At 62.1% G+C, this 17630-nt stretch carries 19 protein-coding genes; 11 read left to right on the top strand and 8 right to left on the bottom strand.

Annotated elements, in window-relative coordinates; all coding sequences use genetic code 11:
* Complete coding sequence (locus AADW23_RS12870; RefSeq protein WP_341861345.1) at window positions 1-237, top strand: BolA/IbaG family iron-sulfur metabolism protein; 237 nt, start codon at window positions 1-3, stop codon at window positions 235-237.
* Window positions 238-362: 125 nt separating this feature from the next.
* Entirely contained in the window at window positions 363-722 is a 360-nt protein-coding gene (grxD, locus tag AADW23_RS12865; protein WP_341861344.1) for a Grx4 family monothiol glutaredoxin, read from the top strand.
* Between the two features lie 171 nt (window positions 723-893).
* On the opposite strand, the gene der is transcribed toward grxD, so the two are convergent.
* The 4 genes from der to AADW23_RS12845 form a co-directional block, all read right to left on the bottom strand.
* Window positions 894-2336: a ribosome biogenesis GTPase Der gene (der, locus tag AADW23_RS12860; RefSeq protein ID WP_341861343.1), complete on the bottom strand. Its 1443-nt coding sequence runs from the start codon at window positions 2334-2336 to the stop codon at window positions 894-896.
* Between the two features lie 81 nt (window positions 2337-2417).
* Window positions 2418-2870 carry a YaiI/YqxD family protein gene (locus AADW23_RS12855; protein ID WP_341861342.1) on the bottom strand — a complete coding sequence of 151 codons (453 nt, stop codon included), beginning with the start codon at window positions 2868-2870 and terminating at the stop codon, window positions 2418-2420.
* Window positions 2863-3900 carry a hypothetical protein gene (locus AADW23_RS12850; RefSeq protein WP_341861341.1) on the bottom strand — a complete coding sequence of 346 codons (1038 nt, stop codon included), beginning with the start codon at window positions 3898-3900 and terminating at the stop codon, window positions 2863-2865. Before AADW23_RS12850 ends, AADW23_RS12855 begins: the two co-directional genes overlap by 8 nt.
* Window positions 3901-3914: 14 nt before the next feature.
* Entirely contained in the window at window positions 3915-4673 is a 759-nt protein-coding gene (locus tag AADW23_RS12845; protein ID WP_341861340.1) for an HpcH/HpaI aldolase/citrate lyase family protein, read from the bottom strand.
* A gap of 264 nt (window positions 4674-4937) precedes the next feature.
* Between AADW23_RS12845 and AADW23_RS12840 the strand changes: the two genes are divergently transcribed.
* The 9 genes from AADW23_RS12840 to AADW23_RS12800 all read left to right on the top strand — a co-directional run bounded on the left by AADW23_RS12840 (window position 4938) and on the right by AADW23_RS12800 (window position 11902).
* Window positions 4938-6134: an ABC transporter substrate-binding protein gene (locus AADW23_RS12840; RefSeq protein ID WP_341861339.1), complete on the top strand. Its 1197-nt coding sequence runs from the start codon at window positions 4938-4940 to the stop codon at window positions 6132-6134.
* 99 nt (window positions 6135-6233) lie between these two features.
* The gene (locus AADW23_RS12835) at window positions 6234-7025 is read left to right on the top strand and encodes an ABC transporter ATP-binding protein (RefSeq protein WP_341861338.1); all 792 of its coding nucleotides are present in this window, start codon (window positions 6234-6236) and stop codon (window positions 7023-7025) included.
* Window positions 7022-7852 carry an ABC transporter ATP-binding protein gene (locus tag AADW23_RS12830; RefSeq protein ID WP_341861337.1) on the top strand — a complete coding sequence of 277 codons (831 nt, stop codon included), beginning with the start codon at window positions 7022-7024 and terminating at the stop codon, window positions 7850-7852. Before AADW23_RS12835 ends, AADW23_RS12830 begins: the two co-directional genes overlap by 4 nt.
* Window positions 7853-7856: 4 nt before the next feature.
* Window positions 7857-8279, top strand: a complete 423-nt coding sequence (locus AADW23_RS12825; protein WP_341861336.1) for a hypothetical protein — start codon at window positions 7857-7859, stop codon at window positions 8277-8279.
* Window positions 8276-8641 (top strand): hypothetical protein, encoded by a 366-nt coding sequence (locus AADW23_RS12820; RefSeq protein WP_341861335.1) that lies wholly within the window; start codon window positions 8276-8278, stop codon window positions 8639-8641. The genes AADW23_RS12825 and AADW23_RS12820 overlap by 4 nt, the downstream gene beginning before the upstream one ends.
* A 41-nt stretch (window positions 8642-8682) precedes the next feature.
* Window positions 8683-9084, top strand: a complete 402-nt coding sequence (locus AADW23_RS12815; protein WP_341861334.1) for a hypothetical protein — start codon at window positions 8683-8685, stop codon at window positions 9082-9084.
* 86 nt (window positions 9085-9170) lie between these two features.
* Window positions 9171-9458, top strand: coding sequence for a hypothetical protein (locus tag AADW23_RS12810; RefSeq protein WP_341861333.1), 288 nt, complete (start codon window positions 9171-9173; stop codon window positions 9456-9458).
* Between the two features lie 93 nt (window positions 9459-9551).
* Window positions 9552-10562 carry a branched-chain amino acid ABC transporter permease gene (locus AADW23_RS12805; RefSeq protein ID WP_341861332.1) on the top strand — a complete coding sequence of 337 codons (1011 nt, stop codon included), beginning with the start codon at window positions 9552-9554 and terminating at the stop codon, window positions 10560-10562.
* Window positions 10559-11902, top strand: coding sequence for a branched-chain amino acid ABC transporter permease (locus AADW23_RS12800; protein WP_341861331.1), 1344 nt, complete (start codon window positions 10559-10561; stop codon window positions 11900-11902). Before AADW23_RS12805 ends, AADW23_RS12800 begins: the two co-directional genes overlap by 4 nt.
* 211 nt (window positions 11903-12113) lie before the next feature.
* Here the strand turns inward: AADW23_RS12800 and AADW23_RS12795 are convergent, their stop codons facing one another.
* The 4 genes from AADW23_RS12795 to AADW23_RS12780 all read right to left on the bottom strand — a co-directional run bounded on the left by AADW23_RS12795 (window position 12114) and on the right by AADW23_RS12780 (window position 17235).
* On the bottom strand, window positions 12114-12890 hold the full coding sequence (locus AADW23_RS12795) for an enoyl-CoA hydratase-related protein (RefSeq protein WP_341861330.1): 777 nt from the start codon (window positions 12888-12890) through the stop codon (window positions 12114-12116).
* Window positions 12891-12965: 75 nt separating this feature from the next.
* Window positions 12966-13439 (bottom strand): cytochrome c-type biogenesis protein, encoded by a 474-nt coding sequence (locus AADW23_RS12790; RefSeq protein ID WP_341861329.1) that lies wholly within the window; start codon window positions 13437-13439, stop codon window positions 12966-12968.
* Window positions 13436-15424 (bottom strand): heme lyase CcmF/NrfE family subunit, encoded by a 1989-nt coding sequence (locus tag AADW23_RS12785; RefSeq protein ID WP_341861328.1) that lies wholly within the window; start codon window positions 15422-15424, stop codon window positions 13436-13438. The genes AADW23_RS12790 and AADW23_RS12785 overlap by 4 nt, the downstream gene beginning before the upstream one ends.
* A 248-nt stretch (window positions 15425-15672) precedes the next feature.
* The gene (locus tag AADW23_RS12780) at window positions 15673-17235 is read right to left on the bottom strand and encodes a helicase HerA-like domain-containing protein (RefSeq protein WP_341861327.1); all 1563 of its coding nucleotides are present in this window, start codon (window positions 17233-17235) and stop codon (window positions 15673-15675) included.
* Window positions 17236-17630 lie beyond the last annotated feature (395 nt).

The following is a 17630-nucleotide window of genomic DNA, read 5'->3' as shown; positions in this document are numbered from 1 at the left end:
ATGCCGATGCAAGCCTCTGAAATCGAAGCGCTCCTGCGCGAGACTTTTCCCGATGCGAAGATTGAAGTCTCGGGCAATGACGGCGTTCATATGGCCGCAATGGTCGTGGACGAAAGCTTTCGCGGCAAGAACCGCGTCCAACAACAACGCGCTGTTTATGCTGCGCTAAAAGGCAAAATGGACGGTACAGCGGGCGAATTGCACGCGCTGGCCCTGACAACCAAGGCGCCGGAGTGATGCGCCGCCTGAACACAATCGTTGCGATTGCTGCGTTCGGGCCGTTTGCCCTGCTCCTCCGCTCTGTGCGGACCCATCTTTTTCGCGCACGGCCCCGTGCCGATGACCAAAAGGACTAAAACGCTATGACCGCAGAAACTCAGATCAAAGAGACGATCACCACGAACGATGTGGTTTTGTTCATGAAAGGCACCAAAGAGATGCCCCAATGCGGGTTCTCGTCCCGCGTGGCTGGCGTGCTGAACTACATGGGCGTGGATTTTGCCGATGTGAACGTGCTGGCCGATGAGGGGCTGCGCCAAGGCATCAAGGATTTCTCGGACTGGCCAACGATCCCCCAGCTCTATGTGAAGGGTGAGTTCGTGGGCGGCTGCGATATCATCACCGAGATGACGTTGTCGGGTGAATTGGACTCGTTGTTTGCCGAGAACGGCGTCAGCTACGACAAGGATGCGGCGGATAAGATCCGCGAAGCGAACGCCTGATTTTGGGTCGCCCGTGCTATGTGCGGGTGACACTGTTCGGGGCTCTGCACGGGTGACGCTGTTCGGGGGCTCTGCCCAAGTCCCACTGTTCGGGGGCTCTGCCCCCGGGACCCCCGGAGTTGTATGGCCATGATGAAGGAGGGAGCGCCTCGAAGGGGGGGCGCGAGGGGATTAGTCCTTCTTCTTTGTGAGGCCCTTTTTGACGTGTTTATTGAGCCGTGAGGGGATGGACTTTTTGCGGTTTTTGTATGGGTTATCATCTGCTTGGCTGCGCATGTAGAGGCGGATCGGCGTGCCGGGCATGTTGAAGTCTTCGCGCAGGCCGTTGACCAGATAGCGAGAATAGGCCTCGGGCAGGAGTTGCGGGTGAGAGCACATGACGACGAAGCCCGGGGGTCGGGTTTTCACTTGGGTCATGTAGCGCAGTTTGATGCGGCGGCCGCCCGGCGCGGGGGGCGGGTGCGCCTCGATCATGGCGGAGAGCCATTGGTTCAGGCGCGCGGTGGAAATGCGGGTATTCCACGTCTCGTGGATTTTCATGATCGCGGCGTGGAGTTTATCGAGGCCTTTGCCGGTTTTGGCGGAGACCGTCACCAGAGGCGCACCACGCAATTGCGGTAGCAATTTCTCGAACCCGACCCGCAGGTCTTTGAGCTTTTGCTGCTTTTCAGGCTCCAGATCCCACTTGTTCACGGCCACGACCACGGCGCGGCCTTCGCGTTCGGCCAGGTCGGCGATGCGCAGGTCTTGGCTTTCGAACGGGATCGCGGCATCAAGGAGCACCACGACGACTTCAGCGAATTTGACCGCACGAAGGCCATCGGAGACCGAGAGTTTTTCCAGCTTTTCCTGAACCTTGGCGCGTTTGCGCATACCGGCGGTGTCGAAGATCCGCATGGGCACGTTGTCCCACTCGAACGGCAATCCGATGGCATCGCGGGTGATCCCGGCCTCGGGGCCCGTCAGCAGGCGGTCTTCGCCGATAATCTGGTTGATCAGAGTGGATTTGCCCGCATTGGGGCGGCCAACAACGGCGATTTGTAGCGGCTTGGCGGTGGAGATGACGCGGTCTTCGCCTTCCACATCCACGTCGGTTTCGGCTTCTTCCGTTTCCTCCATCCCCTCGATCAGGGGGCGCAGGACCGCGGCGAGATCGGCCATGCCCTCGCCGTGTTCCGCCGAGAGCGCCAGAGGTTCGCCAAGGCCCAGAGAGAACGCATCCAGAAGGCCCGCCTGGCCCGCATTGCCTTCGGCCTTGTTGGCGGCCAGCACCACGGGGCGGCCAGATTTGCGCAGGATGTCGGCAAAGACCAGATCGTTGGCGGTCACGCCCGCGCGGGCATCCATCACGAACAGTGTCGCGTCGGCCATTGTCACAGCGCGTTCCGTCAGGCGGCGCATGCGCCCTTCAAGGCTGTCGTCGTTGGCGTCTTCAAGGCCCGCGGTGTCGATGATCGTGAACCGCAGGTCCGCCAGACGCGCCGCACCTTCGCGCAGGTCACGGGTCACGCCGGGTTGGTCATCGACCAGCGCCAGCTTCCGGCCCACGAGCCGGTTGAACAGCGTGGATTTGCCGACATTGGGTCGGCCAACAATGGCGAGAGTGAAGGACATGAGAGCCACCTTAAACAGAAGAGGCGCACCTACGCTTCTTTTGCAGCTATTTCAAGCGGTCTCCGGCACCGCAACGCGGGGTTACAGCTTGCGCAGGGCGGTTTCCAGCGCATTGGAAAAGGCGGATCGGTCTGCTTTGGAAAACGGTTTCTGCCCGCCGATGGCCTGCCCCTCCAACCCCGCACGAAGGTCAGCCATGATCGCACGGGTCGCGACCTGCGCCCCGATGGAATTGGCGGTGAAGGCGTCGCCTTTGTGGTTGAGCACCACCGCCCCTTCCGACAGGCACCGTTCGGCCAGAAGGATATCGGCCGTTATCACCAAACTGCCCTGCCCCGCGCCTTCGGCGATCACATCATCTGCGGCGTCAAAGGCATCGCCCGCCATCACCATGGTGATCAGCGGATGCTCGGGGTGGCGCAGGTAGCTGCCTGCCACCAGTTTCACGGGAATATTGTGGCGGTAGGCGCATCTATACACCTCTTCCTTCACCGGGCAGGCATCGCCGTCGATCCAGATCATGCGGTCAGTCAAAGTGATCCTCCGGGAACGGGATGGCAAGGAAACTGCCCCCGGCTTCGGTCAATCGCAGATGGCCGCTTTCCAGCGTGACTTCCGTCAATTCAGACCAGCCCGGCGGGCGCGGCAAAGAGACCATGGCATGGCGGATCACGTGGCGCGGCCCAAGGCTCAGGCATGTGGGCACGCCCATGGCTGTCAGGCGATTGTCGGCGCAGGAGGCCGCCAGCCCCTCTCCGCCCATGGCGCAGCCGTCCTCGATACCCAGAACGCCGGTGTGGCGGCTGTTCCAAGGGGGGAAGTCGCGTGCGCCGTTGGAGATCCAAAGCATCGTGATCGGCAAGACCTGCGCGTCTTTCAGCACGATCACCATGTCGTCTTCCGCATTGCGCATCACGCAGGTCCAGCCGAGCGTCGCGCCGCGGGCCTCGACCAATGTGCAGAAATCCTCCACCACGTGGCCGGCGGGATAGGTGCCGGGGTTCCACTGGCTGCCGTCTTCGCGGTCCAGGTCCAGATCGCCGCGCAACTGGTTCAGCGCCCAGAGGTTCGCGCCTTCGTGCTGCGCTGTCGGGTCTGTCAGGGCGGCGCGTTTGGGGCTGAAGGACACCCGCCCGCCTTCCGCCATGCGGGTCATGGGATGATGGGCAAAGGTTACGTCACCGCTACCGCCGTCCACCACATGGGTGGTCAGCAACGACGAACCGACAAGGCGCACCTCCTTGGTGACATGGGCCCCCAGAACCCCGGTGCTCAGGGCAAACCGGGCCGTTGCTGCATCCTGGGCGACCAGCTTCCAAGGGTCATTGGCGGTGGGGCCGTGGATTGGCCCGCCATGGACGTCATCACGCCCGAAGGGCATGCACAGGAAGTCGCCCGCCAGCCGTTTATCGACCAGCGCCACGGTGGGGTCGTCCTGGACCTCGGGCTCATCGCGCCAAGGGGCCACGTGCAAAGGCACCCGGCCCGAGACCTGCCAATGGGGGATGTTGCCGACACGCGGATCTATCAACACCTCGGCGTCACCATGGGCGATCCGAATCATGTCTTGCGCCCCGGTCATTGGGCCGCCAAGGCCGCAAGCCCCGCTTGCAACACGCCCGCATCGCCGCCGCAGCCAAGGAAGGTCACGCTCGCTTTGACCATCCGGGCCTCCATCTCGGCACCGCTGACGATAATGCCCGCAGCTTTTCCACCGCGCCGAATAGAGGCAATGGCGCCCTCGATGATTTCCCACAGCTCTGGATTGGCCAAATCATCGCGAAAGCCCAAGTCAGCCCCCAGATCGGCAGGGCCGATGAAAACGCCGTCCACGCCCTCCACCGCGGTAATCGCTTCCAGCTTATCCAGCGCGGCGCGGCTTTCGGCCTGGACGATGATGCAGATCTGGTCATTGGCCGTGGCGGGGTAGCCTTCGGTGGCGCCAAAGCGTCCGGCACGGGCCACCATCGCCCCCATGCCGCGCGTCCCCTCGGGCGGGTAGCGGCAGGCGCGGACCACGGCTTGCGCCTCTTGTACCGAGTTCACCATGGGCACCACCAAGGTCTGCACCCCCAGATCCAGCGCCTGTTTGATGATCCATTCGTCGGCCACGGGCACGCGGACCACGGCGGGGGTTGGCGTTGCGGCAAGGGCAATGAGCTTCGCGCGGATCGCATCCGGAGCCCAAGGCCCATGCTCTCCATCAATCAGACACCAGTCAAAGCCCGCGTTTCCGGCCATTTCCGCCGTTACCATGCCGGGCAGGTTCAACCACAGGCCCCGCTGCATCTTCCCTTCCGAAAGGGCGGCTTTGATCGGGTTTGGATCGGCGGGCATGGGCAAAGGTCCTTTCCGGGCGGGCGGGCGTGTCGCGCCCCCAAGGGGGACATTGCCCGTAGTCGATCAAATCCACCACCCCGGCGCAAGACCGCAAGATGAATGGCCTTGCCGCAGCTTGCCCCGAGTGCCCCGCAGACCTTTCTAAAAACTGATGAAAACGGGCGTTCAATTGGGCACCGATTACCCCCTTTCCCTTTTAAAGAACCGCGGCTAGAGTTCCGGCCATCAAGGGCAAAAATGCCCAGATCAGGGAGTAAAGTAATGAAAAAGTTTTTGCTGGCATCCGCCGCATCCATGGCGCTGACAGGCGTTGCTATCGCAGACGGCCACCAAGGCGACGTGACCCTTGGCGTGATCCTCGGCTTCACGGGTCCAATTGAATCGATCACACCAGCGATGGGCGACGGCGCGGAATTGGCGATGGCCGAAGTCACCGCCTCCGGCGCATTGTTTGGCGGCGCGGCCGTCACCTCTGTACGTGCAGACAGCACCTGCGTTGACAGCTCTGCCGCGCAAGCCGCTGCCGAGCGTCTGATCACATCCGATGGCGTGCACGGCATTGTCGGTGCCGATTGCTCGGGCGTGACCGGCTCCATTCTTGCCAACGTTGCCCTGCCAAACGGCATGGTCATGGTCTCACCTTCTGCAACATCCCCCGGCCTGTCCGACGCTGAAGACAACGGTCTGTTCTTCCGCACCGCGCCGTCCGATGCGCGCCAAGGTGTTGTGATGGCTGAAATCATCATGGAGCGCGGCATCGACACCGTCGCCGTCACCTACACCAACAACGACTATGGTCAGGGCCTGGCCGATGCCTTCACCGCCGCGTTTGAAGAAGCCGGTGGCACCGTTACGCTTTCCGCAGCCCATGAAGATGGCCGTGCGGATTACTCTGCTGAAGTTGGCTCTCTGGCATCCGCCGGTGGCGACGCCCTTGTTGTAGCAGGCTACGTGGACCAAGGCGGCTCTGGCGTGGTTCAGGCGGCATTGGACACGGGCGCGTTTGATACATTCGTCTTCCCAGACGGCATGGTATCTCAGGCCATCGTCGACAACTTCGGCTCTGACATCGACGGTTCCTTCGGTCAAAACCCCGGCACCGACTCGGAAGGCGCTGGCATCTACCAAGCGATGGCCGAAGAAGCGGGCTTCGACGGCACGTCGCCGTTCTCTGCGGAATCCTATGATGCCGCCGCTCTGATCTTGCTTGCCATGGCCGCTGCGGACTCCCGCAACGCTGCCGACTACATGGGCGAGATCATGAACGTCGCCAACGCACCGGGCACCGAGATCCTCCCCGGCCAGCTTGGCATGGCGCTTGAGATGATCGCCAACGGCGAAGACGTGGACTACGTTGGTGCCTCGGCTGTGGACCTCATCGGTGGTGGCGAGTCTGCCGGCAACTACCGTGAGATCGAGATCGTTAATGGTGAGTTGACGGTCGCTGGTTACCGTTAATTGATCTACCATTGATATAGGGGCGGCCCGGTTTGCGTGACCGGGCTGCTCTTTTTCTGATTTTAGGGCTGTCTCTTTCAGCAGCTCGGAAGGACGCCCATGATCGAAGTCCACGACCTTCACAAACATTTCGGCGGTTTCCATGCCGTGGATGGCGCAAGTCTGCGGATCGAGACCGGTTCCATCACCGGACTTATCGGCCCCAACGGCGCCGGCAAGACGACATTGTTCAACGTCATCGCGGGCGTGCTGCCCCCCACTTCGGGGCGCGTCGTGATGGATGGCGAAGACATTACCGGCCTGCCGCCCCACCAGCTGTTTGGCAAAGGCCTCTTGCGCACATTCCAGATCGCGCACGAATTCTCGACCATGACATGCCGCGAAAATCTGATGATGGTCCCCGAAGGCCAATCGGGCGAGACGCTTTGGAACACGTGGTTCGGCCGCAAACGCATTGCCGATGAAGAACGCGCCCTGCGCGCCAAGGCCGATGAAGTGCTGGAATTTCTGACGGTTGAGCATTTGGCCGAACAACCAGCGGGCCAGATTTCGGGCGGACAAAAGAAGCTGCTGGAACTGGGCCGCACCATGATGGTGGACGCCAAGATCGTGTTTCTGGACGAGGTCGGCGCAGGCGTGAACCGCACGCTTTTGAACACCATTGGCGACGCGATCATCCGGCTCAACCAGGAACGCGGCTACACGTTTTGCGTGATTGAACACGACATGGATTTCATCGGCCGCCTGTGCGATCCGGTGATCTGTATGGCCGAAGGCAAAGTGCTGGCGGAAGGCACGCTGGACGAGATCAAAGCCAATGATGCCGTGATCGAGGCCTATCTGGGCACCGGCTTGAAGAACAAAGACCAGCTCGAAGGGGCGGACGCATGAGCGCTGATCCATACCAGAACGATCGCGGCAACAAAGACCGCTCCATCACCAAACCCGCGCCGCCCTCCATGGGCGATCCGATCCGCAAAAGCGGCAAGCCTGTGGCCGTGGACGGGGAACATCCGTTCCTGATTGGCGAGGCAATGACAGGGGGTTACGGCCAAGGGCCCGACATTCTGCACGATTGCACCATCGCCGTGAACCCCGGCGAGATTGCCGTGATCGTGGGGCCAAACGGGGCCGGTAAATCCACCGGCATGAAGGCTGTTTTCGGCATGCTGAACCTGCGCCAGGGCCGGGTTCTGCTGGATGGGCAAGACATCAGCACACTCAGCCCGCAAGCGCGAGTTGCGGCGGGCATGGGCTTTGTGCCGCAGACCTCGAACATCTTCACCTCGATGACGGTGGAAGAAAACCTTGAGATGGGCGCGTTCATCCGCAAGGACGATTTCCGCCAGACGATGGAACAGGTCTATGACCTTTTCCCGATCCTGCGCGAGAAGCGCAACCAAGCCGCAGGCGAGCTTTCGGGCGGCCAGCGTCAGCAGGTGGCCGTGGGCCGCGCGTTGATGACAAAGCCCAAGGTTCTGATGCTCGATGAACCGACCGCGGGCGTTTCCCCCATCGTGATGGACGAACTTTTCGACCGCATTATCGAGGTCTCGCGCACCGGCATCCCGATCCTGATGGTGGAACAGAACGCCCGCCAAGCCCTTGAGATCGCTGATAAAGGCTATGTTCTTGTGCAGGGCCGCAACGCGTTCACCGGAACGGGAAAAGAACTGCTTGCCGATCCAGAGGTACGCAAGAGCTTCCTCGGAGGTTAGAGGCATGAGGGCTGGCGTTACCACAGCCATGGCGGCGGCGTTCTGCGTTGCAGCGCCCGCCTTGGCAGCGCTTGAGGACCTGACGCCCGAGGCCTACCGCGGCATCTGCGTAATGACCCAGACGTGCACCGATACCGGCGCCTGTGGCACGACGCCCGCGTTGGGCGAATTGCTGGTGGTCATCTCCGAATCCGCGACCCACATGGGGCGCAACGAGGGCGATCTACGCCAGATCGACCGCTTCGGGGCGCTGGAAGACGCGCTGCCCCTGCCCCGGACGTCCGATTTCCGGCGAGAGTTTCTGGTCGATCTCGCGCCGGACGGTCGCCACCGGCGCTTTGCGGTTCACGTCCAAACCACAGATCCCCAAACCGACGCGCCCGCGCTGCGTCCGCAATATTTCGTTCTGTCGTGTGAGGGCCAATGAAGGCCGCGGCGCTTCTTCTTTTTGTGCTGCCCACTGCGGCCACGGCCAGCGGGTTGGATTGCATCTTTACCACGATTTGCAGCCCGCAAACCGATTGCCAGACCCACCCCGGCGTGCCTTTCAGCTTCGAATCCAACTTGGGAAACCTTAGTTTTTCCGTGGAAAACCAGCAGATAACCGGCAGCCCCCTGTCTCACCTTGCGACACCTGCCATGGGGGCGCTGTTTCAAACCTCGGACACCAGCACCGTCTTGCTGACGATCGCCGCCAACCGCGCGGCGGTGATGACGCAGCAAGACGTTTCGGCCACCGGGGGCGTTCGATCGGTCTCTTATTTCGGCAGTTGCGAGCCCGTCGCATGACCGCCCTCTACCTCAGCTTTCCTCCAAAAAGGAGCCGCCCGATGCGCGTTGCAATCCTCGCCGCCTTCTGCGCCCTGCCTTTCAGCGCCCAAGCCCAAGAGGCCCCCGTCAACTGGACCTGCCAGTTGGATATCCTGTGCCCCGACACGGGCGCGTGTCGCGACTGGACGCAACAGATCACGATTGTTGAAGGGGGCGAGAATTGGCAAGTGAACTGGAACGCGGATTTACCTTCGGATTACGATCTGATCGCCGATTATCTGCCGCCCGAGGACGCCGTGGAACAGGTCCGTGTGCGCACGCTGGTGTTCCGCAATGAGCGTGCGCAATCGACTCAGATGGTGACCTTTGACAGCACCGGCCATGTGGTGGTGACGGGCCATCAGCCGCAAGCGGGCACGCGGGTTGTGACCGGCCTTGGCACGTGCGAGCAAAGCGAGTGAAACAACACCGCCCGTCCCCTTGGCCACTGGCCTGCGCCCTGGTACTTTTGCCTTTGGGCGCAGCGGCAGAGCCCTGGACCTGCCAAATGACCGTCCAATGCGAAAACCTGGATTGTTTCAGCATCAACGATACCTATGACGTCATCGCCGCCGACCACGCCGGAGAGTTGTTCTTATCCTCGCTCGCCGGGGACCGTCCGGTCGTCCGCCTCAATCCCGGCAACACGACCTCCGCCGCCTATGCCAGCGCCGGACACCACGCCATCGGAGAGCTGTTGACCATCACCCAGGACGGCCTTGCGACCGTTTCCATCCACGGGTCCGACGGCCCGACCCGCACCATCACTGTTTTTGGAACCTGCGAGGCACTTTAGTCCCGCTTTTTCTGGCCAACCGCGCCCATGCGCGTTACCAAATACCGATGCAAGCACCACCATAAGGCGCTGCAAACCAAGGGGAGACACTGCGTGGACTATCTCAACGCGCTCGTGGCACTGACGAACTTCGTGATCGTGCCCGCAACCGCCTATGGCGCTCAACTGGCATTGGGGGCGCTTGGCGTTACCCTGATCTACGGCATCTTGCGGTTTTCAAACTTCGCCCATGGCGACACGATGGCCTTCGGCACGATGGTCACCATCTTCGGCACATGGGGATTGCAGGCGGCTGGGGTTTCCCTTGGGCCGCTTCCCACGGCGCTGCTGGCGCTTCCCCTCGGCATCGCGGTGACGGCTGCAATGATGATCGGCACGGACCGGGTGGTCTATCGCTTCTACCGCGAACAAAAGGCCAAACCGGTGATCTTGGTGATCGCCTCCCTTGGGGTGATGTTCATCATGAATGGTATCGTGCGCTTCTTGATCGGCGTGGACGATCAGCGGTTCTCCGACGGCGAGCGTTTCATCATCCGCGCCCGAGATTTCCGTGACATGACAGGGCTGGACGAGGGCCTCGCCTTCCGCACCACTCAGGGCATTACCATCGTGGTGGCGATCGTCGCGGTTGTGGCGCTGTTCTGGTTCCTCAACAAAACCCGCACCGGCAAGTCCATGCGCGCCTTCTCGGATAACGAGGATTTGGCGCTGCTGTCGGGCATCAACCCCGACCGCGTGGTGCTGGTGACCTGGATCATCGTGGCGGCACTGGCGACCACGGCAGGCGTGCTCTACGGGCTGGACAAGTCGTTCAAACCCTTCACCTATTTCCAACTGCTGCTGCCGATCTTCGCCTCGGCCATCGTCGGGGGCCTCGGCAACCCCCTGGGGGCAATCCTCGGCGGCTTCCTCATTGCGTTCTCGGAAGTTGGCGTCACCTACGCGTTCCGCAAGGTCGTAGGCTACCTCGGGCCAGAGGATTGGCAGCCAGAGGGGCTGCTGCAACTGCTCTCCACCGATTATAAATTCGCGGTCTCCTTCGGGATCTTGCTGATCGTGCTGCTGTTCAAGCCTACGGGCATCATGAAGGGGAAATCGGTATGAGCGACGCAACCGCACCCACCACATCCGCTGCAACTTCCGGCGGAAATACCAAGAACATCCTCCTGTTCGCTTTGGTCGCAGTCCTGTTCCTTGGCACGGGCTTCCTGCAATCCTGGAACACCGCCCTGACGATCTTCAACATGGGGCTGATCAGCTGCATCATGGCCTTGGGCGTGAACATGCAATGGGGCTATGCGGGCCTTTTTAACGTGGGCGTCATGGGGTTTGTGGCCCTGGGTGGCCTCGCAACAGTTCTGATCTCGGTCGACCCGGTGCCCGAAGCTTGGGCCGCAGGCGGCTTGCAAACAATCCTTGGGCTGTTGCTTGGCGCGGGCACGATTGTCGGCGCGATCCTGCTTTGGAGCGCTCTGCCCAAGGGCCGCCTCCGAGGGCTCGTGATCTTGGCCTTCCTGATCATCGGCTTCGCCATCTTCCGCCGTGTCTTTGACGCCGGCACCGAAGCGGTTGAGGCCATCAACCCTGCCTCCACCGGATTTCTTGGTGGCCTTGGCCTTCCCGTACTTCTGGCTTGGCCCGTGGGCGGGCTTCTGGCCGCAGGCGTGGCTTGGATCATCGGCAAAACCGCCCTTGGTCTGCGGTCTGACTACCTTGCTATCGCCACGCTTGGCATCGCCGAAATCATCATCGCTGTGCTCAAGAACGAGGACTGGCTGGCGCGCGGCGTGAAAAACGTCATCGGCATCAAACGCCCCGTTCCCTATGAGGTGGACCTGCAAGCCAACACCGGCTTTCTCGACTTCGCGGCCAACATCGGCGCCGATCCGGTCACCGCCTCGACCCTGACAGTGAAGCTCCTCTACGCAGCCCTGTTCCTCGCGGTGCTCGGCGTGCTGATCTGGCTGTCCGAGAAGGCTTGGAACTCCCCCTGGGGACGGATGATGCGGGCGATCCGCGATAACGAGGTTTCTGCCTCGGCCATGGGAAAGGACGTGAAACAACGCCACCTGCAAATCTTTATCCTCGGCTCCGCCGTCTGCGGCATCGCGGGCGCCATGATGACGACGCTCGATAGCCAATTGGTCCCCGGCACCTACCAGCCGCTCCGCTTCACCTTCCTGATCTGGGTCATGGTGATCGTCGGCGGATCGGGCAACAACTGGGGCGCGGTGCTCGGCGGCTTCCTGATCTGGTGGCTCTGGGTTCAAGTCGAACCCCTGGGTCTGATGCTGATGCAGGGCATCACCTATGGCATGGAAGACGGCTACTGGCTGCGTGACCACCTGCTGGACAGCGCCGCACATATGCGCCTTCTGACCATGGGCCTCGTGCTGCTTCTGGTCCTGCGCTTCAGTCCCCGCGGCCTGATTCCCGAGAAATAGGCCCAAAAACAATACGCAGGGGCCGCTCATGGGCCCCTGCTTCCTCGTTCTTCAAATATCCCGGGGTATGCGCATCTTGATGCGCAAAGGGGCAGCGCCCCTTCCGCCGCCCCTGGGGCGGCCAAACATGTCGTCGCCTCTGGCGGCAATACCAAAACGCGCCGGCGGATCTCTCCGTCGGCGCTTGGCTATTCACGAAGAAGCCAGTGCTTCACCGCCCCTCAAAAGCTGCCGGGCGCTTTTGCAAGAACGCCAGAACGCCCTCTTTGAAATCTCGGGACTTGCCGCATTCGCCCTGCAATTGCCCCTCCAGCAATAGCTGCTCTTCCAGGGAATTCCCGATGCTGGCCCGCATAACCTGCTTGATCCGCTTGAACGCCTCACTCGGGCCAGTCGCCAGATGCATGGCGCGGGCGGTCCACAGGGCCTCAAACTCGGCGTCACTGGCCATCTCCCAGATCATGCCCCACTCAGCCGCCTGTGCCGCGCTGATCTTTTCCGCGAACAATGCCGCCCCCATGGCGCGTTGCAGGCCAATCGTGCGCGGCAAAGCCCATGTGCCGCCGGCATCGGGGATCAGGCCGATGCGCGAGAACGCCTGAATGAACGAGGCAGATTCAGTGGCGATCACGACGTCGCAGACCAGCGCGAGGTTCGCCCCTGCCCCCGCAGCGGTCCCGTTCACAGCGGCAATGACGGGTACCGGGCAATCAACGATAGCATTGAGCATAGGGATATATTCATCGCGCAGGGTGCGTTCGAGGTTCAGGTTGCCCATATTCGCCCGGTCGCCCAGATCCTGGCCGGAACAAAATGCAGCGCCGGTGCCGGTTAGCACAACTACGCGGGCATCTTGCGCAGCGGCATTGACCGCATGGGTCAATTCGGCCCGCATCTGCGTGTTCAGGGCATTCATCACCTCTGGACGGTTCATGGTGATAACGGCCATGCCGTCACGGGTTTCTGCGGTGATTGTCTCGTAGTTCATCGGCGAGGCCTCCCTAAGGTTGCCCGGACCTTAGCAAAGCGACGGGGCTAGAAAAGCCTAAACGCGGCGTCAGTTCTACTTTGGCTCATCCGACAGGATCGCCTCCAGCCGCGCCTGCTCCTCCGGGCTCAGCCCGTCCTCGCCGCTTGGCTGAGCACGGGCGCGTCCGCGCACGTAGGTCAGCGACAGGCCCAGGCCCGCCAGAAGCAGCAAAGGCCCGGCCAACCACAACGCAATGGTCGAGCCGTCGAATGTCGGACGCAGCAGCACATATTCGCCGTAGCGGGCGACGATATAGGCCACGGTCTCCGCGTCCGTGTCCCCTGCCACAAGCCGTTCGCGCACCAGCAATCGCAGGTCGCGGGCCAGATCGGCGTTGCTCTCGTCGATGCTTTCGTTGCGGCACACAAGGCACCGGAGCCCCGCAGATATGTCGCGGGCGCGTTCTTCCAGCACCGGATCGTCAAGCACCTCATCGGGTTGCACCGCGAAAGCGGGGCCTGCAAAAGTCACGACTGCGAGGAGCGTAGCGAGGAGGAGGTGTTTCATTCCGCAGGCATCCCCTTGGCCGCAGGCCGTTGCCGGGCAGCGCCCGCAGCCATGCGGTAGCGCCGGTCGCTCAGGCTCAACAAGCCGCCCAAAGCCATGACAATCGCCCCGCACCAGATCCAATTGGCAAAAGGTTTGATCCAGACCCGCAGCGCCCAACCGCCGCCCTCCTGGGGGTCGCCCAGGGTGATATAGACGTCCCGGGCCACGCCGCCGTCGATACCGGCCTCGGTCGTGGGCATCCCGGCCACCGGGTAGATGCGCCGCTCGGGCGTCAGCACTGCGATCTCAGCGCCCGAGGATGGATCGCGAACGATCACCGTGGCGATGGTGCTGAAGTAGTTGGGACCGGGGACGCTATCTTCCACACCCACCAGCTCCACCTCATAGGCGCCGACGACATAGGCCTCACCCTCTTGAGCGACGCGGATATCTTCGATTTGGTAACCGGTCAACGTGACAACTCCAAAAAGCGTCACGCCCACACCCGCATGGGCAACGGACTTGCCCCAATCGGCCCTCGGCAAACGCCATAGTCGCATCATGCGCCCCCTCAAGGCACCGCGCCCGGTCCGTGACCAGAGATCTGTCACAGCGCCCGCCACCAGCCAGACCGCCAGGCCAACCCCCAAAGGGGCAATCGCCGTGCGGCCGGAATACATCGCCCAAGCCAGCAATCCGACCGCAATCGCCAGAACGGCAGCAGGCACAAGCGCCCGCAGGGGCTTGCCGAGCTTTGCGCGCTTCCAGGGCAACATTGCCGCGACGGGAAGCACAACGGCCAAGCCGAAGACAAAAGGCGTGAAAGCGGCGTCAAAGAATGGAGGGCCAACCGACAGGGTTCGGTCAAAGAACAACTCGGCAATCAGGGGCCAGATCGTGCCGATGAAGACCACAAAGCATGACACCGCCAGAAGCAGATTATTGATCACCAACCCGCTTTCGCGGCTGACCGTGGAGAAGACGCCCTTAGCCTCCATCGCGCCGGCGCGCAGGGCAAACAACAGCAACGCGCCGCCCATGAAGATCGCCAGAATGACGAGAATAAAGACCCCCCGTTCCGGGTCATTGGCGAAGGCATGGACCGATGTCAGCACGCCAGAGCGTACGATGAAGGTGCCAATCAGCGAGAAGCCGAAGGCGAGAATGGCCAGAAGGATGGTCCAACTTTTAAGGCTTTCGCGTTTTTCCACCACGATGGCCGAATGCAGCAACGCCGCCGAGATCAGCCAAGGCATGAAAGAGGCGTTCTCGACCGGGTCCCAGAACCAGAAACCGCCCCAACCAAGCTCATAATACGCCCACCAGGAGCCCAATCCGATACCAATGGTTAGAAATACCCAGGCCGCCAAGGTCCAAGGGCGCACCCAACGGCCCCAAGCCGCGTCCACACGGCCCTCGATCAGGGCGGCGACGGCGAAAGAGAAGGCCATCGAGAGGCCTACATAGCCCAGGTAGAGAAACGGCGGATGAAACGCGAGACCCGGGTCTTGCAGGAGCGGGTTGAGGTCTTGGCCGTCGAAGGGCGGCTGCGCGAGGCGCAGGAAGGGGTTGGACGTAAACAGGATGAAGGCAAAAAATGCCGTGGCGATCGCCGATTGCACCGCAAGGACTCGGGCCCGAAGTGTGGGCGGCAGGCCCTTCCCGAACCAGGCCGCACAGGCGCCAAAGAGGGTCAGGATCAGAACCCAAAGCAGGAGAGAGCCTTCATGATTGCCCCAAACGCCAGAGATTTTGTAAAGCAGCGGCTTGGCCGTATGGGAATTGGCCACCACGAGGCTGAGGGAGAAATCCGAGGTCACGAAGGCATAGGTCAGCGCCGCGAACGCAAAGCCCGTGAGCAGGAATTGCGCACTGGCCGCGGGTTCGGCCGTGCCCATCCAGGCCTGGTTCCCCCGCGCAGCGCCGAGCATGGGAACGATCGTTTGAAAAATCGCTACCGCAAAGGCGAGGATCAGGGCGAAGTGTCCGAGTTCAACTATCATGGGGGTGTTGTAGGGCGCGGGAGGCGGTGACACCAGAGAGCACCGAGGGGGATGCGACGCTTTGGCGGGGCTTTGGCCGGAGGATAACGGGGATGTGAGGGGGCGTGTGTGCGATGGCATGGGAATATGGCGCCAATCGACCCTCCGGGGGGAGGTGTATTTGCCAAGGTGAAACAGGCAGGGGTGGCGGGTGACCGCGAAGGCGCGCGCCCGGATTGGCAGGCGCGCGAGTTTTTGGGGGCTGGGTGTTAGCGGCCGCGGAAAAGGCCACCAAGGATGCCCCGGACCACGGCGCGGCCCGATTGGGTGCCCATTTGGCGGGCAAAGCTTTTGGCAAAGGCGGTGCCAACGCTATCGGAGCGGCTGGAGCGGCGGCGCGGTTTGGAGGTAGAACGGCTGACGCCGCCGCCGGTGTAGCGACGACCGGCGCGGTATTCCCGCTCGGCCGGGGGGGCCTCTTCTTCCTTGGCTTCGGCTTGCTCGGCTTCCCGGGCGGCGGCGGCGGCGCGTTGCTGAAGGATTTCATAGGCACTGTTCCGATCCTGTACGGCCTCGTATTTTCCAGCCACCGGAGACTGGTTGATGAGTTCCGCACGGGTTGTTGCGGAGATTGGGCCCAGTTGCGAAGACGGGGGCCGGATCAGCGTGCGCTGCGCCATGCCGGGGATGCCTTTGCGTTCCAGCAGGGAGGTCACCGCCTCGCCCACGCCGACTTCGCGGATCGCATCTTCGATATCGAAAGCGGGGTTATCACGGTAGTTTTCCGCGGCCTGTTGCAAAGCCCGGCGGTCTTTGGCGGTGAAGGCGCGCAGGGCGTGTTGGACACGGTTGCCAAGTTGCCCGAGGATATCTTCGGGCACGTCGGCGGGGTTTTGAGTGATAAAGTAGACGCCCACGCCTTTGGAGCGGATCAGGCGGGCGACTTGCTCGACCTTGTCGACCAGGGCCTTGGGGGCGTCCTCGAACAACAAGTGGGCCTCATCAAAGAAGAACACCAGCTTGGGTTTGTCCGGGTCGCCGACCTCGGGGAGGGTCTCGAACAATTCTGACAGCAACCAGAGAAGGAAGGTCGCATAGAGGCGCGGCGACTGCATCAGCTTGTCGGCGGCGAGGATGTTGATCCGCCCTGCCCCGGCCTCATCGGTGAGAAACAGATCATCGAGGTCCAGTGCCGGTTCGCCGAAGAAGCCTGTGCCGCCCTCGTTATCGAGCACCAGGAGGCGCCGTTGAATGGCGCCGACGGAAGCGGTCGAGACATTGCCGTAGCGCAGGGACAGCGTCTTGCGGTTCTCGCCGACCCACACCAGCAGCGCTTGTAGGTCCTTGAGGTCGAGGATCGGCCATTCCTCTTCATCGGCGACACGGAAGGCGATGTTCAGGACACCTTCCTGCGCATCGGACAGATCCAGAAGGCGCGCCAGCAGGAGCGGGCCCATCTCGGCGACGGTCGTGCGGATCGGATGGCCTTGTTCGCCGAAGAGATCCCAGAAGGTGACCGGGAACGCGCGGTAAGCGTAATCGGCGAAGTTAATAGTCTGCGCCCGCTCGGTGAAGGCACCGTGGAGCTTGAAGCTCTCGGATCCGGCCTGAGCAAGGCCAGAGAGATCGCCCTTCACGTCCGACAGGATCACCGGCACGCCCAGGGCCGAGAAGCTTTCAGCGAGGATCTGCAACGTGACCGTTTTGCCGGTTCCCGTCGCGCCTGCAATCAGGCCGTGGCGGTTTGCGTAATCGGGGCGCAGCAGTTGCGCCAAGCCATAATCCGGCCCGCCGCCGCCCACGAAAATCCCGTTGTTCACCTGCTCTGGCATTACGATTTGTCCCTGATCTCAGTTTTTCTCCGCTGAACAATACATTTTTAACCTTTCTACGCCAGAGTCAGTTCATCACCACGCCTTTGGCGCGGTGTTGACTTCCTCCCTGTCAACTGGCCGCGCCGCTCTGGCGCGGTTTTTTTATGGGCAAGCAATTGTATTCTAAAGGGAAATGACGCTCATCACATTCCTTGAAATGGGCTGTTGACGGGTCGCTACCTGTCCCTTAGGTTGCTGTACACAAGTCGGCCAGTCCGACAGGGAGAGACAAAAGAAAAGGGTCCGTACTACGGACCCTTTCGCCTTTTCGGGGGGGGGCCGCATCAGGGCCGCCCATTCCGCCTTTCGCGATAATCGCCACCTGCCCGACCAGATCCGCAAACCTTTGCCGA

It is taken from the genome of Gymnodinialimonas sp. 57CJ19 (assembly GCF_038396845.1).
In the GTDB taxonomy this organism is placed as follows: Bacteria; Pseudomonadota; Alphaproteobacteria; order Rhodobacterales; family Rhodobacteraceae; genus Gymnodinialimonas.
The sequence above is the reverse complement of the archived record's forward strand: the minus strand, read 5'-3'. Positions and strand labels throughout refer to the sequence as shown.

Excerpts from the sequence above, each read along its gene's own strand:
- AADW23_RS12870 (WP_341861345.1), top strand. The coding sequence starts at position 1 with ATGCCGATGCAAGCCTCTGAAATCGAAGCGCTCCTGCGCGAGACTTTT.
- grxD (WP_341861344.1), top strand. The coding sequence starts at position 363 with ATGACCGCAGAAACTCAGATCAAAGAGACGATCACCACGAACGATGTG.
- der (WP_341861343.1), bottom strand. The coding sequence starts at position 2,336 with ATGTCCTTCACTCTCGCCATTGTTGGCCGACCCAATGTCGGCAAATCC.
- AADW23_RS12850 (WP_341861341.1), bottom strand. The coding sequence starts at position 3,900 with ATGATTCGGATCGCCCATGGTGACGCCGAGGTGTTGATAGATCCGCGT.
- AADW23_RS12845 (WP_341861340.1), bottom strand. The coding sequence starts at position 4,673 with ATGCCCGCCGATCCAAACCCGATCAAAGCCGCCCTTTCGGAAGGGAAG.
- AADW23_RS12840 (WP_341861339.1), top strand. The coding sequence starts at position 4,938 with ATGAAAAAGTTTTTGCTGGCATCCGCCGCATCCATGGCGCTGACAGGC.
- AADW23_RS12835 (WP_341861338.1), top strand. The coding sequence starts at position 6,234 with ATGATCGAAGTCCACGACCTTCACAAACATTTCGGCGGTTTCCATGCC.
- AADW23_RS12830 (WP_341861337.1), top strand. The coding sequence starts at position 7,022 with ATGAGCGCTGATCCATACCAGAACGATCGCGGCAACAAAGACCGCTCC.
- AADW23_RS12825 (WP_341861336.1), top strand. The coding sequence starts at position 7,857 with ATGAGGGCTGGCGTTACCACAGCCATGGCGGCGGCGTTCTGCGTTGCA.
- AADW23_RS12820 (WP_341861335.1), top strand. The coding sequence starts at position 8,276 with ATGAAGGCCGCGGCGCTTCTTCTTTTTGTGCTGCCCACTGCGGCCACG.
- AADW23_RS12815 (WP_341861334.1), top strand. The coding sequence starts at position 8,683 with ATGCGCGTTGCAATCCTCGCCGCCTTCTGCGCCCTGCCTTTCAGCGCC.
- AADW23_RS12810 (WP_341861333.1), top strand. The coding sequence starts at position 9,171 with ATGACCGTCCAATGCGAAAACCTGGATTGTTTCAGCATCAACGATACC.
- AADW23_RS12800 (WP_341861331.1), top strand. The coding sequence starts at position 10,559 with ATGAGCGACGCAACCGCACCCACCACATCCGCTGCAACTTCCGGCGGA.
- AADW23_RS12795 (WP_341861330.1), bottom strand. The coding sequence starts at position 12,890 with ATGAACTACGAGACAATCACCGCAGAAACCCGTGACGGCATGGCCGTT.
- AADW23_RS12790 (WP_341861329.1), bottom strand. The coding sequence starts at position 13,439 with ATGAAACACCTCCTCCTCGCTACGCTCCTCGCAGTCGTGACTTTTGCA.
- AADW23_RS12785 (WP_341861328.1), bottom strand. The coding sequence starts at position 15,424 with ATGATAGTTGAACTCGGACACTTCGCCCTGATCCTCGCCTTTGCGGTA.
- AADW23_RS12780 (WP_341861327.1), bottom strand. The coding sequence starts at position 17,235 with ATGCCAGAGCAGGTGAACAACGGGATTTTCGTGGGCGGCGGCGGGCCG.